This is a genomic window from Ningiella ruwaisensis, assembly GCF_004798935.1.
Lineage (GTDB): Bacteria > Pseudomonadota > Gammaproteobacteria > Enterobacterales > Alteromonadaceae > Glaciecola > Glaciecola ruwaisensis.
The window spans coordinates 36556-51034 of record NZ_RAHT01000010.1; the positions used below are offsets into that span (position 1 = coordinate 36556).

Genomic DNA, 14479 nt, shown 5'->3' on the forward strand with positions numbered 1-14479 from the left:
AACAAGACGAAAGCCTGCTAAATTCAGGTTAATGTATAAAGCGATGGCACGTGTCATCGCTTTTTATTTGTTGATTGTGCTCAGCTGAATCTCTCTAAATGATTTGCCCTTGCTTTTGTTCACAATTATTCGAAACAGACACGCGAATCACGTATGATAAAGCAATAACAACAATTACAAGAAAACATGCAAGATAATAAAAATATGCGTATCGTCATTGTAGGAGGGGGCTCAGCCGGATGGATGACTGCCGCTGCGCTTTCGCATATTTTACCCAATGCCAATCATCATCTCACCTTGGTTGAGTCATCTGCGATAGGTACAGTTTCCGTAGGTGAAGCGACCATCCCGGGAATTCGAGAATTTAATCAGATGTTGGGCATTGATGAAGCGGAATTTTTGGGATTTACCAAGGGGACATTTAAACTTGGTATCGCGTTTCACGACTGGTATCAAAAAGGACAGCGTTACATGCATCCTTTTGGACCTTATGGCGTAAACATGCAGGGCGTGCCGTTCCATCATTACTGGCTCAAAGACAAAATCAAAGGCCATGAAACACCCATTCAAGACTTTTGCCTGGAATACACCGCAGCGCTAAACAATAAATTCTGTCACCCTCAAAGGCAGTCACGCTCTGCTTTGGCCAACTTAAAATACGCCTATCATTTTGACGCCTTACTCTATGCAGAGTTTTTAAAAAAGTTTGCAACTGGGCATGGCGTCAACCACATTGAAGCGGATGTAAAACTCGTTCACCAGCATAATAATGGTAGCATTTCATCAGTAAGCTTGAGCAATGGGCAACAGATAAATGGGGATTTATTTATCGATTGCTCTGGTTTTAAAGGGCTTTTGATTGCAAAAACCTTGGGTGTTGAATTTGATGATTGGCGCGAATATTTACCTTGCGACAGCGCTATCGCTCAGCCAAGTGAATCACTTTTGCACTTGGCACCCTATACTATTTCTCGCGCCCATGAACACGGGTGGCAATGGCAAATTCCGCTCCAGCATCGTATGGGAAATGGCTTTGTCTATTCTTCTGATTTTTTACCCAAAGACATTGCAGTTGCAAAGCTTGCCAAGCGCTTACCGAGTAAAGCCTTGGAGCAAGCAAGACAACTGAAATGGACAAATGGAAAGCGCAAAATGGCCTGGAAGGCAAATTGCGTTGCAATCGGTCTTGCTGCTGGCTTTATCGAGCCGCTTGAATCAACCGGATTGCAACTTATTCAATCTGCCATTATGAGGCTGCTAGCGCTCTTTCCTGATAAATCGATTGTCGACATTGGCGAGGGTGAAAATGCGGATATTCGCACCTTCAATCGGTACACCAATGAAGAATTTTTAGCGATCAGAGATTTTGTTATCCTGCATTATAAAGCTAATCAGCGCGACGATAGTGAATTTTGGCAATATTGCCAGCACATGGCGATCCCGGATAGCTTAAAGGCAAAAATGGAGCTATACGAACAGAGCGGCCACGTTTTTCGTGATAATAATGAGCTGTTTAATGAAATAAGCTGGTTTTCGGTGATGAATGGTCAAGGCTTAAGGCCCAAACGCTATCATCCACTTGTTGAAAACATGCCAGAAGAGCAGCGAGTAAAAAATTTGAAAAGCATTGCCGGAGCGATGCAAGAAGCCATGTTGCAGATGCCCGATCATGGCGACTATTTGAAGCAATTTTGTAAGAGTCCATCATAAATGCGCGCAATTATCACTAAACCCTTATTTTTAATATTTAGCATGCTTTTTATCGCAAGTTGTGTAAGCTCGTCTTACTACCAACTTCCGTCTGCCAATTATAGTTATCGAGTCAGATCCCTTGTGATGCATTTTACGGCGATCAACTATCAAGAATCGGTAGATGCATTAGTCAAAGAAGGCTATGTCAGTTCTCATTACCTTGTTCCTGAAAGCGATGATCCAAGCTATCCTTATGATGAGTTGAAAATTTTGCAGTTAGTTGATGAAAACGAACGTGCGTGGCACGCAGGCGTTAGCTACTGGCAAGGAAGAACTGGACTGAACGACAGCTCAATTGGCATTGAAATTGTCAATGTGCCAACGTGTTTTGAGGATGAGCAGGCAATAAAAGAAGCTGGCCTTGCACATCGCGCTGAATACGGGCCACATCGACTTTGCATCTTCCCTGATTACGACCCCAAGCAGATTGAACTTGTTATTCAGTTAGCTAAAGATATTTTGGCTCGTAATCCAGACATTGAGCCCACCGCCGTAGTAGCTCATTCAGATATCGCCCCGTCACGTAAAAACGACCCCGGCCCGAGATTCCCGTGGTATCAGCTTTATGAGGCTGGTGTAGGCGCTTGGTACGACGAACAGACCATGGCAAAATATTGGCAACTTTTTTCAAAAAATCCTCCCAATATAGGATTAGTACAAAAAGCGCTTAGAGAATACGGATATGGCGTCATTGAGACAGGCGTGATGGACCAGGCAACGGTCGACACGCTGAGCGCTTTTCAAATGCATTTTCTGCCCTGGCAAGTCAACGGCAGAGCGGATGCAAGCACCGCAGGTGCATTGTTTGCTTTAATTGAAAAATACTTTCCTGAGCGTCTTGACGCATTAATCACACGTTTCGAACTAGAGTCAAATGACTTTGAGTCAGACAAGCACACGCGCTCTGATCAGACTGGTCAAGTTGATGTTCAATTTCCACGTCAAATATCAAGCAAACGTGCACTGGTCAATAACCGTTTAGGCTTTAAGGCTTACCAAGGTCGCGGCGCGTTTTCACTGATACTGCCCGAAGAGAATGCTGCCGAATCTGCCGATATATTCGTGAATGAACAAAAATTAGGAATTACACTGCCATTTGCGGAAGGTGCTAGCTACGAATATTCCTTAGCGAAACGCACAAAAGACGGCATCAACAGCTTCAAGATTGACAATATAAAGCCCGATGGCGCATCTTTACAGATTCAAATTCCCTATCCCGTTCTTCAGGACGAAGAAAAGAAAAACAAATTTGATTTCTCTGCGGTTGATGCCTTGATTAATCAAGACGTTAATAATGGGTTTCCGGGTGCTGTTTTACTTATTTTGCACAAAGGGAAAATCGTTAAGCACACGGCATATGGTAATGCACAACTCTATTCGCATGAGGGCGTACGTCTAAATCAGCCGCTTGAGATGAGCAAGAACACCATTTTTGATCTTGCATCAAATACAAAAGTGTTTGCCACCACATTGGCCATTATGAAACTGGTCGACGACGGGTTAATTGATTTAAATGCATCTGTCACACACTATCTGCCTGAATACGCTGGCGATGGTCGAGAGGGCCGAAGCGTCTCCGATTTGCTTGCCCATGCCAGTGGCTACGACAGTGAAGTTGCCTTTTACAAAGCCAGTGAAGAACAGGCGCACTTATTTTCTCAAAACGCATCGTTAACTCAAGAGCATTTATTAAAACGAGTGCCATTTGCAGCAGGAAAAGGCAGTTTACAAACCTATTCAGACACTAATTTTATGATTTTAGGCGCATTGATAGAGCGTGTGGTCGGTATGCCTTTAGATGAATATGTTGAAACGCACATCTATCAGCCTTTGGGACTTTCCACCTTAAAGTTCAATCCGCTTCTTAAAGGTCACGCTCGTAATGAATTTGCTGCAACAGAAATTAAAGGAAATACCAGAGGAGGAGCGATACACTTTGATAAAGTGCGCGAGTATACGCTAGCCGGTGAAGTGCATGATGAAAAAGCCTTTTATTCGATGAATGGCGTCGCCGGTCACGCTGGATTATTTGGTAGCGCTTATGACTTGGGTATTCTGAGTCAAGCGCTGTTAAACGGTGGCGGATACGGCAAAACACGTTTGTTTTCCCAAGCCACAATGGCACGTTTTGTTACGCCGCGATATGCAGAAGATAGTTTTGGCTTAGGGTGGCGTTTGGCTCTGGACCCTAAAATGGCTTGGCATTTTGGCCCATACGCCAGCCCAAATGCTTTTGGTCACACTGGGTGGACAGGAACTGCCACTGTCATTGACCCAGATCTTGATTTGGCGATTGTATTACTGACCAATAAAAAACACACAGAAGTCCTGACACAATTCAGCGATGAAGAACAAAGCAGTCTTAGCTTTACAGGAGATGAATTTGAGACGGGTCGATATGGAAGCGTGATCAGTCTGATATATGAAGCGATTTTTAAAGGAGCGCCCTAGTGGATTGGCTATCAATACTCCCTCCTCTTATTGCGATTGTTGTCGTTTTATGGAAAAAAGAAGTTATTCTGGCTTTACTCGTATCGATTTTAAGTGCCGAGCTCTTACTCACTTTCAACAATACCGATAGCGGCTTTTTAACACCCATTAATACGGTCGAAAGAATTGTAAGTACCGTAGGCGATGCCGGGAACGCGAGGATACTTATATTTTCACTTTTAGTTGGCGCGCTTTTAGCTTTTATAAGAGATTCAGGCGGGGTGGCTGCAACAGTTAATAAACTTATTGCATCTGGCGTGGCTAGAACGAAACGTCGCGTCGGCGCGATAACGATGTTCACAGGTATTGCTGTTTTTATTGAGTCAAACTTAAGTGTGTTAACCTCCGGTATTCTTGCCAGAGGCTTATTTGATAAATTCAAGATGAGCCGCGCACGTTTAGCCTATGTCATTGATTCTACCTCTGCGCCTGTTTGTATTTTGATATTGCTTAATGGCTGGGGCGCATACATATTAGCGCTTTTGGCAGCGTATGATCTGCAGCAGAATCCTCTACAAATTCTCTGGTCTACATTGCCCTATAACATATATGCATGGCTTACGCTGGTTGTAGTGGCCTACACCATCGGCTTTGATAAAGTTCACGGCCCTATGAAGCAAGCAGAAATCACGCTAGAAAGCACCGACAGCAAGCTCGCGGTGACTCAAGCCAGTAAATCTCGCTTTATGCTCGTTCCAATGATTGTAATGGTCACCGGCATGCTCGGTTTTATGCTTTGGACCGGTAATGGCGACATGACTGCAGGCTCTGGCAGTAAATCCGTATTGTACGCTACATTCCTTGCTTGTATCGTTGCTTATGTGATGCTGATCATGGCGAACAAAACAGACCAAAAAGGCGCTTTTAAAATGGGCTTTAATGGAATGAGTGAGCTCTTACCGCTTGTTACCATAGTTTTACTTTCTATAACACTTGGTGCGAGCTTAAAGGAACTGGGGACCGGTACCTTTGTTGCAGGGATAGTGGGAGAGCATCTTTCTATTTATTTAATTGTTCCGATGTTATTCATCGCTGGTGGCATTATTTCTTTCACCACCGGCACATCTTGGGGCACCTTTGCTATTCTGATACCCATTGGCATGCCGCTCGTTCAGAGCCTCGGCTTACCACCCGAGTTAGTGCTTGCGGCCATACTGGGCGGCGGAATATTTGGTGATCACTGCTCCCCAATCTCTGACACCACGGCGATCAGCTCCTTAGCCGCCGGATGCGACCTGTTAACTCATGTCAAAACGCAGCTACCCTACGCGCTTTTTGTGGGAATACTCACTATTTGCGCTTACATTGGACTAAGCTTTGTCATGTTGTAAGTTGCATAATCGAGACAAAAACACTGTCAGATTATTTTACACCCAACAAGGCATTATCCCCTTAAAATATTGATTTTACTATTATTTTTTTCAGGCGTGAATTTTGCTTAATGTTGCTTGAAATTAAGTGATAGTTCTATCTTATAAGGAAAAAAAGATGAAAAAGTGGTTACTCGCAATAATCGCTGCTAGTGCATTAATCAGCACACAAGCACACGCAATTATGATCACCTCCAAAGCTGGTATTATGGTAGATGGGAGCATGTTCCATGACCGTGATTCAGGATTTGAAGGCACTATAGAATTCGGCGTATTTGGTCCGGTTGCACCACCTCCGGCTTTTGATCAGGTTGCGTCTTGGTCAATGGGTGTAGAAGCAGGTGGCTCATTATACATCGAAGATACAGATACTGATCCATTAAGTGCTCGCGTAATTATCGACGACAGCAACGATGAAGCAATCGTTTTCGACTTAGGTAGCTTCGCGATGGTTGATCAATTCACACCAGGTTCTGGCATCACTGATTACGATGATGTTTTTAGTGTTTTCGCCGCGACTTTAATGACCGCTTCTCCAACGCTTGAAGATGTTTTTCTAGCCGTCGAAGCAATCACTGTTGAGAATCTGTTCACGCTTGCTGAAGGACTTGTCGGTAGCGAACTAGCCGGATTACTCGGACTTATCGCCCCACAACTCACTTTCAGCGATTTTCAGTTTGATGGAACTAGCGGCTCGGTATTCGTCTCTAGCGGTGTAATCATGGTTCCTGATATGACGGGTGGAATGGATAACTTAGGCTCTTTAGATGTTCAATTCAGCGGTACGGCATTTCTGGAAGCGCAATACGTAAATGCCCCAGCTAGCGCTGCTTTGTTGGTATTGGCACTGGCTGGAATAATGCTTAGACGTCGCAGCTAACGTCCAATAAACTAAACACAACTTACAAAAACAAAGGGAGCGAACGCTCCCTTTTTTCTTTTTTTAAAAGGCTATTTGCAATATCTGGTTGCAAAATAAATTTTATATGGCGGCAATTCATGCAAAGCGGACATTGCCTTTTAATTGTGACAGGCTGAAAAAGACAAGCAGCGGTCGTTCGCATTTTCAGATTTGGAGTGCCGCTTTTTGTGTATTCCGGACGGATGGCTTTTGGCACATTGCGGACAGTCGGCGGTTGTCTATCGAGCTAACCTATTGTGCCACTACCAGACATTGGACGCCTAAAACAGCCGGCGCCTTTAGGCGTCGGCTGTATTTCCTTGTTAGGTTTGATTTAGCACTTAACTAGAAAACACCACGAGTTGTAACCATATTCGTGAGCGTCTAATAATTCATCGCTATTTTTCTTTCGCCGATACCGACAAAAGACCCATCTAAAACCCGGTGGAGCCGGTTTATGCACAATATCTCGCATAATAAAGTTCCTCGCCTGAAGCGGGAGGCGAACAACAGAACTTGCTATAAAATAAAGAATCCACTATTCTAGCGTTGCGAAGACTAAAGGTGTGGGCCTCCCATTCCTTTTTTAAAAAGGCAGCCAATCGCTGCCTTTTTAAATTTCTACATCTTGTTCATCATCAAATATTCCCAACTGTAAATTAAGATTTAGCTGTGCCACTAATGCTTCAATGGCTTTCCTATTAAATGGGCCATCAGCAATGACTCTAATAGTGCAGTTCTTTGCGACAGGGTATTTAGCAATTTCGATATCAGTATTAGACAGCGACACATTGCTATAACTTCGCTCTGTAGTCGTTACTTGCTCTTGCGTGCTTGGATTGCTAGCGCTATCCTCAGGCGCGCCTAGCTCTTCAACAATTTCTTCGTGACCATCTGACTCTTCGCCATTTTGTACATTCGCTAACTGCGAAAACTCGATAGTTTCACGGTAGTCTTTAACAAAGCTATTAACGAATTTTTCGTTAAAGCCTTCCTCAAAGATTAAATGATGATTCATATTTTCGATTGAAGGTAGGTCCGCCCCCCAGAGATTCCAAAGTTTTTGATGGATTTTTGGCTTCAACGCAAGACTTTGAATTGCTTGATTTTTCTCTAAAGAGTTCTCTCGGTTATCGAGTAAGATTCGAAGTGCTAGGTCGCTTAACTTAATCTTTCGGTTTTTGCCACTGCCAGTAGTGTCAGCCAATCCGTAGCTAGATAGAGCAGCAACTAACTTCAAACCATTGCCGCTGTTGGGTGAATAACCCCAGTGAGTAAGAGCTACGGTTAGAAAGGCTTCATTTCTCCCTTCTACTTTATAGAATTCTTGAGCCTTTTTTATAGCCAACTTCAGCGACACTGCTGGGTATGCAGGACTCCGGACTCGTTTGGATTTCGTTGTCATAGCGTGGTCTCCTCAAGCTTTGAGTAAGTTTACGCTCACTTTTTCGCCAAGTCAACAGCTAGTAAGTTATATTTTAGCTTTATCAGGGTTAGTTTGGAGTTAACAGAAAGAGATAGTGACAGGAATGAAACCTAACAGCTTAATGAAGAGGAACCACCTAATGTCCGCTTTTCGCTCATAACTTCAAGTCACCGAGATAGTGTTGACTGTCCGCTAACGCCCAACAACAACTCCTTATATCGTTGAAGCTCACCGGCCGTTTTACATACAATGACGACCGTCGCCCTCAAAATCTAAACGTCCGCTATCGGTAGAGTTCTGCTACTCAGGAATTTTTATTTCTAGCACGTTCTGCAATTAGCCTTTTTAAAAAGCTAGCTAGCAAACAAATTCGACATATCTTCAAAGTATTTAAATTCAAGCGCATTTCCACTAGGGTCAAACAAAAAGAATGTGCCTTGCTCTCCAAGCTCACCTTTAAAGCGAATATAGGGTGAAATATGAAAGCTGTTTCCAGCTTGCTCTAAACGGATTGCCAATGCTTGCCACTCTTCTTTAGGTAAAACTAGACCAAAATGAGGAACCGGAACAGACTTGCTATCCACTTCATTGGCATTGGACGCGCTAGTTTTATCATCTACCAAATGAGTAACTAACTGGTGTCCGTAAAAATTCCAATCAATCCATCGTTCGCTACTGCGACCTTTTTCACAGCCAATATGCTCGCCATAAAATATTCGAGACGCGTCCAGATCGGTAACCGGGATCGCCAAATGGAAAGGTGAAATCATCCTATAAACCTATTAATCATAAACTTTTTAAAGGTAGTAAAAGGCGCATATCTAAACTGATTTTCCAGGGCAAAACTGCGACTCATTACCGATTTTTCATGTGAGAAGGTATCAAAACCATATTTACCATGATACCGACCCATTCCCGATGTGCCAACGCCTCCAAACGGTAATTTGTGATTAAGCATAAACATGCTGCAATCATTAATACACATACTTCCTGCGCTCACGCGTTCTACAAATTCTTCTTCAAAGTCTTTATCTTTTGTGAACAAATACGCCGCCAATGGGTGAGGACGCTTGTTAATAAATTCAATCATGGCTTGTTTTGAGGGCATGGATAGAATAGGTAAGATCGGCCCAAAAATTTCTTCCTGCATCAATTCAGAATCACTATCTGGCTCAAGTACCAGAGTAGGAGAAATATAGCGCGTTTGCATATCAATTTGACCGCCATAGATGACCTTTTGCCCATCTAAGTAACTGGCCAAACGCTGACAATGGCGTTGACTAATAATCCTGCCGTACTCTTCGCTTGTCTTCGGATCGGCCGAATACTGCTTTTCAATGGCCGATTTGAGTGCCTCTATAAATTCGTCTCGAATTTCAGAAAGCACTAAAACATAATCGGGTGCAATGCAGGTTTGACCGGCATTCATCCATTTGCCCCATACGATGCGATCGGCGGTAATTGATAAATCAGTACTTTTATCAATCACACATGGGCTTTTCCCGCCAAGCTCAAGGGTAACAGGCGTCAGATTTTCTGATGCAGCGCGCATGACAATTTTGCCAACCTGCTCTCCACCGGTATAAAAAAACTTGTCGAAAGGCAGAGAAAGTAAAGCGCTCGTCTCATCCTTTCCTCCTTCGATCACTGCAAAAGCCTTTTTATCCAAATAGTCAGGAAGAAGTTTCGCCAAAATTGCAGAACTGTTTTCGGCAAGCTCAGAGGGTTTAATGATGGCACAATTTCCAGCGGCAATGGCTGCAATGAGTGGGCTTAGGGTAAGTTGAATAGGATAGTTCCATGCGCCAATAATAAGTGCAACGCCTAAAGCCTCGCTTTTGACATAACTTTTTGCGGGTTGAGCAACTAACGGTGTTGATTTTTTTTGGGGTCGCATCCACTTTTTTAAGTGCTTGAGCGTGTGCTTTATATCCGATTGTAAAAATGCGATCTCGGTTACGTAAGCTTCGTGCTTGCACTTGTTAAGGTCTTTATAGAGCGCTTCATTAAAGGCTTTTTCATGCTTTGAAAGCATGTCTGAAAGCGCTTTTAACTGTGTTTTTCGCCACTCATACGAACGTGTCGAACCGCTCGAAAAGTAGCGCTTTAAAGCGTGCAGGGTATCAGAGTAATCAAATTCCAATACCTGCTTTGATTGTTCCTGCGTACTATCAACAACTGATGCATCACTAGACTCTGACTCAGACATAGTATTCCTTTCACTTTTTTACCTTGAAGCGCTTATTGTGCACTTAAAACGTAGACGAGTAACTCTAATTCGACTATACCACTTGATACGCATAAAAAAGGCGGCTGTATCACAATTGACTGCCGCCTTAACTATCTAATTTCCAGCGCTTTTCTCAGACGCTTAAAAGCAACTGAACCATAGCTGTTTACTCAAACGGGTGTTTTAAGACCATTGTTTCTGCTCTATCCGGCCCAGTTGAAATAATGTGCACCGGTACGCCTGTTAAACTTTCCAAACGTTTAATGTAATCTATCGCAGCCTTTGGTAAATCTTCGTAGCGTGTGACGCCAAAGGTCTTCTCTGACCAACCCGGCATCTCTTCATACACGGGGGTAATAAGGTCGTATCCTTCAGCAGCCATGGGTGGAACATCAGATACATTACCATCCGCATCTTTATAACCCACGCAAATTTTCAGTGTTTCCAGCCCATCTAATACATCCAATTTGGTGAGACAAAAGCCTGTAATTGAGTTTAGCTGTACAGCGCGCTTTATTGCAACCGCATCAAACCAGCCCGTGCGTCGCTTTCTACCCGTCGTTGCACCAAATTCATGACCTTTAACGCCTAAATGCTGACCAACTTCACAATCTAGCTCCGTGGGGAAAGGACCAGAGCCGACACGGGTAGTATAGGCTTTTACAATCCCAAGCACATAATCGATACCTAAGGGTCCAAAACCCGCACCCGTTGCCACACCGCCTACGGTTGTATTTGATGATGTCACATAAGGGTAGGTGCCATGATCGATATCCAACAAAGTGCCTTGTGCACCCTCAAACATAATCGCTTTACCACTTTCTTTTGCTTTTGCCAGCAAATCGGTCACATCAACCGTTAGAGACTTAAACAATTCAGCTACACTGAGCGCTTCTTTTAAAACAGTGTCGTAATCGAGCGCAGGTTGCTTGTAGTATTCGGTCAACATGAAGTTGTGATAAGCCATTACTTCTTTAAGTTTGGCTGCAAAATCCTCTGGATTAAAGAGGTCACCAACACGCAGACCGCGTCGTGACACTTTATCTTCATATGCGGGCCCTATGCCGCGACCGGTCGTGCCAATTGCTTTTGCACCACGCGCTGCTTCACGTGCAACATCTAGTGCAATATGAAAAGGTAAAATTAAGGGACAAGCTTCACTTATGACTAAGCGCTCTTTAACAGGTACGCCCTTAGCTTCAAGCATCGCCATTTCAGTCAGTAAGGCCTGAGGGCTGAGTACCACACCATTTCCGATTACACAGGTCACGTTTTCACGCAATATGCCTGACGGTATCAAATGCAATACCGTTTTTTCACCGTCTATTACAAGTGTATGGCCAGCGTTATGGCCCCCTTGATAACGAACTACATAAGAAGCTTGATTAGTGAGTAAATCGACAACTTTACCCTTGCCCTCATCACCCCATTGGGTGCCGAGCACTACAACATTTTTTGCCATGGAAATAAGTACTTGATTAATTAAGCGGCGATTCTAGCAAATTAAAGCGCGCTTGTTGATAGCAAATCCCATCAAGAGAGTAAAAAATATAAAGAGACACTGCCAATTACAACTAAAACGCCACCAATTCGCCGCAATACCTCGGGAGGTTGCTCACTCATTTCACGCATGAACTGCTGCCATTTATTCGGTAATACTAAAGGGCCTATACCTTCAAATATTAATAATAAGCACAAGGCAGCAAGAATGATTTCCATATTTTGTAATCTCTGAGTTCGCGCTTATCTGCGCTTAATAAAGCAAACTGTATATTTTTCGACGATATTTTGATTTAAGGGGTTCGCCATCAGGCATCGCATTAATCATATCCAAAGTGATTTTTTTCGCCTCACCATAGTTCAAATCTTTGCTAAGCACTTCAAATAACAATTCCAATGCCTGTTCACTTTTGTGAGCCTGCTGAAGCTGCACTGCAAGCTTAATTTTCAAATCCATGTTATCTGGATCGTTTTCGAGTTCTTCTTGTAAGGCAATGAGCTCTGGTGATTCAGCCGCCTTTTCAGCAAGCTCAATTTTCCCGATTATCGACTGATATCGCGCATCCTGATCGGCCAATTTCACTTCCTTTAGAAGCGTTTTAGCGGTGTCAATCTGACCCGTTTCGACGGCACAATCGGCTAACAGTAGCCGACTTTCAACGTTATCAGGATTAATATCAAAAGCCTGTTTCGCAAAAGTAAATGCTTGTTGCTTGTCCCCGTCCTGTGCTGCTTGCACGGCTTTTTCAAAAAATTCATGCTCTGAAGCCGGTAAATGTTTTTGCAGCGTCTCACGCAGTTGCTCAGGGCTTTGAGGGCCACCAAATCCATCCACAGGTTGCCCATCTTTTATAAGCATGGTGGTTGGTAAGCCTCTTACACCAAATTGTTGCACAATTTGCGGTTGCTCGTCACAATTGACTGTGGCTAATACCATGTCATTTGCATATTCGCTGCTGATGCTTTCCAGACTCTTCAGCATTTCTACCGAGGATTCATCCCAAGGTGCCCAAAAATAGGCAATGACAAGCTTTTGCTGACTGTCTTCTAAAATAACCTGTTTGAAGTTCTCTACAGTGAGCGCTATTGCGTTTTGTTCCATGATCCACCACTTACATATGCATGCATTATTTTACTTGCGAATTATTATGGTGATGATTCATGGTTTTGCAACCATAAAGCAGGAAACATCAAAGCAGTCATCAGGCGGATTCAGTTTTACTTCTGTCTTTTTGTAATTTGCGTTATTATTTTTTGCGTTGATATAAAGTATTACTACAACAAGGCGTGTCTATGTCTCAGTCATTTAATTCTTTTTCTGAATTTTATCCTTACTATTTAAAAGAGCATTCTAATCCCACTTGCCGATTGCTGCATTTTATTGGATCGTGGCTTGTACTAGGCGTGATCGCAACGGCGCTTCTTAGCTCAACGTGGATCTTACTTTGGTTGATCCCGGTGATTGGCTATGGATTTGCCTGGGTAGGGCATTTTTTCTTCGAACATAATAAACCCGCCACTTTTAAATATCCTATCTATTCGCTTATGGGGGATTGGGTTATGTTTAAAGATATTCTGATAGGAAAAATCAGCCTATCACAGGAGTAAGTGATAGGCCTTTTTATCGCTGATATCCTTTATTTTGCCTGTGTTGCTCTTAACATCCATGCCGTTTTTTCATGGACTCGCATGCGATCGCCCACTAAAGCGTTGGTCGATTCGTCATCAGCGTGTTGTGACAGTTTTAATACTTCCCTGCAGTTTCGTACTACCGCCTCATGACCTTGCGTAAGTAAAGTCACCATATCTTTCGCGTCTGGCACACCGTCTATTTCTTTGATACTACTGAGTTCGGCAAAGGCTTTGTAAGTTCCGGGAGCTGCAACACCGAGCGTTCGAATGCGCTCAGCAATATCATCGACTGCAACGGCAAGTTCGGTATAGTGCTCTTCAAACATAAGATGAAGCTCTCTGAACTGAGGGCCCGTTACATTCCAATGAAAGTTATGCGTTTGTAAATAAAGTGTATATGAATCGGCAAGCAGGCGCTTTAACCCTTCAGCAATTGCAACTCTATCTGATTCACCAATTCCAATATCAATTTTCGACATTTTGTCTCCTTTTTCGATTCAAAATTTATTCTTGTTTACGCTAAGAGCGCGGCGCAATGCGCCTAGTTGGCGCTTCGGTTGCTCATGTCACGAATATCGACCGTCAGTTCACGCGAAGAATTATCTTCAAAATGCAGCGTTAATTTAAAATTTTTGCCTGCTTCCAGAGGGCCGGCTAAACCCATAAGCATAAAATGCATACCGCCAGGTTGAAACATTACGCTTTCATTCGCATCAATCGTCACACCCTCTTCTAACTCTTGCATGCGCATCATGCCATTTTCCATTTTAGTTGTGTGTAGCTCTACCATAGTGGCGATTTCTGGCTCCACGCTTGCTCCAACGAGCACTATTGGACTCTCGCTTTGGTTAGAAAAGCTCGCATAGGCGGCACCGGCTTTTGCCATTTTAAAGGTTTCTCTCGCCCAGACTTTCTCAACTAACAAACTGTCTGCCATAGACTTTTGTGCATGATCATCTGCAAAAGCGGCTGCACTGGCTACCCATAAGAAAAGGAAAACAGCTAAAAATTTAAACATCTGCATACGTACCTGACTATTGGTCTCAAATATTAAAGGACAGACCAGTAACATAGCGCGGAAATGCAAGCTTATCAACCGAATACGAAAGCCAGTTGACGAAAGTCAAAGACATGTATAAAAAATATTAGGAGAGTGGTGCCGACTGCCGGAATCGAAC

General features: G+C 43.4%; 13 protein-coding genes. 5 read left to right on the top strand and 8 right to left on the bottom strand.

Going from position 1 to position 14479, the window contains the following annotated elements; translation table 11 throughout:
* Nucleotides 1-186 precede the first annotated feature (186 nt).
* From D6V41_RS16805 to D6V41_RS16820, 4 genes are all read left to right on the top strand, one after another.
* Nucleotides 187-1710 carry a tryptophan halogenase family protein gene (locus tag D6V41_RS16805; protein WP_136252712.1) on the top strand — a complete coding sequence of 508 codons (1524 nt, stop codon included), beginning with the start codon at nt 187-189 and terminating at the stop codon, nt 1708-1710.
* On the top strand, nt 1711-4203 hold the full coding sequence (pbp4b, locus tag D6V41_RS16810; protein WP_168711071.1) for a penicillin binding protein PBP4B: 2493 nt from the start codon (nt 1711-1713) through the stop codon (nt 4201-4203).
* Nucleotides 4203-5573, top strand: a complete 1371-nt coding sequence (locus D6V41_RS16815; protein WP_136252713.1) for a Na+/H+ antiporter NhaC family protein — start codon at nt 4203-4205, stop codon at nt 5571-5573. Before pbp4b ends, D6V41_RS16815 begins: the two co-directional genes overlap by 1 nt.
* 157 nt (nt 5574-5730) lie before the next feature.
* Entirely contained in the window at nt 5731-6492 is a 762-nt protein-coding gene (locus D6V41_RS16820; protein WP_136252714.1) for a hypothetical protein, read from the top strand.
* Between the two features lie 634 nt (nt 6493-7126).
* Here the strand turns inward: D6V41_RS16820 and D6V41_RS16825 are convergent.
* The 6 genes from D6V41_RS16825 to D6V41_RS16850 form a co-directional block, all read right to left on the bottom strand.
* Nucleotides 7127-7918, bottom strand: a complete 792-nt coding sequence (locus D6V41_RS16825; RefSeq protein WP_136252715.1) for a hypothetical protein — start codon at nt 7916-7918, stop codon at nt 7127-7129.
* A 374-nt stretch (nt 7919-8292) separates the two neighbouring features.
* Nucleotides 8293-8709, bottom strand: coding sequence for a VOC family protein (locus tag D6V41_RS16830; protein WP_136252716.1), 417 nt, complete (start codon nt 8707-8709; stop codon nt 8293-8295).
* Entirely contained in the window at nt 8706-10148 is a 1443-nt protein-coding gene (locus D6V41_RS16835) for an aldehyde dehydrogenase family protein (RefSeq protein WP_136252717.1), read from the bottom strand. The genes D6V41_RS16830 and D6V41_RS16835 overlap by 4 nt, the downstream gene beginning before the upstream one ends.
* Nucleotides 10149-10335: 187 nt before the next feature.
* Entirely contained in the window at nt 10336-11631 is a 1296-nt protein-coding gene (locus tag D6V41_RS16840) for an adenylosuccinate synthase (protein ID WP_136252718.1), read from the bottom strand.
* Nucleotides 11632-11702: 71 nt separating this feature from the next.
* Nucleotides 11703-11888 carry a DUF2065 domain-containing protein gene (locus D6V41_RS16845; protein ID WP_136252719.1) on the bottom strand — a complete coding sequence of 62 codons (186 nt, stop codon included), beginning with the start codon at nt 11886-11888 and terminating at the stop codon, nt 11703-11705.
* A gap of 34 nt (nt 11889-11922) precedes the next feature.
* The gene (locus D6V41_RS16850; RefSeq protein WP_136252720.1) at nt 11923-12771 is read right to left on the bottom strand and encodes a tetratricopeptide repeat protein; all 849 of its coding nucleotides are present in this window, start codon (nt 12769-12771) and stop codon (nt 11923-11925) included.
* A 191-nt stretch (nt 12772-12962) separates the two neighbouring features.
* On the opposite strand from D6V41_RS16850, the gene D6V41_RS16855 reads away from it, so the two are divergent.
* Entirely contained in the window at nt 12963-13277 is a 315-nt protein-coding gene (locus D6V41_RS16855; protein WP_136252721.1) for an Mpo1-like protein, read from the top strand.
* A gap of 29 nt (nt 13278-13306) precedes the next feature.
* Here D6V41_RS16855 and D6V41_RS16860 read toward each other — a convergent pair whose 3' ends face one another.
* Nucleotides 13307-13780, bottom strand: a complete 474-nt coding sequence (locus D6V41_RS16860; RefSeq protein ID WP_136252722.1) for a Dps family protein — start codon at nt 13778-13780, stop codon at nt 13307-13309.
* A 62-nt stretch (nt 13781-13842) separates the two neighbouring features.
* Nucleotides 13843-14319 (bottom strand): copper chaperone PCu(A)C, encoded by a 477-nt coding sequence (locus D6V41_RS16865; RefSeq protein WP_168711072.1) that lies wholly within the window; start codon nt 14317-14319, stop codon nt 13843-13845.
* Nucleotides 14320-14479 lie beyond the last annotated feature (160 nt).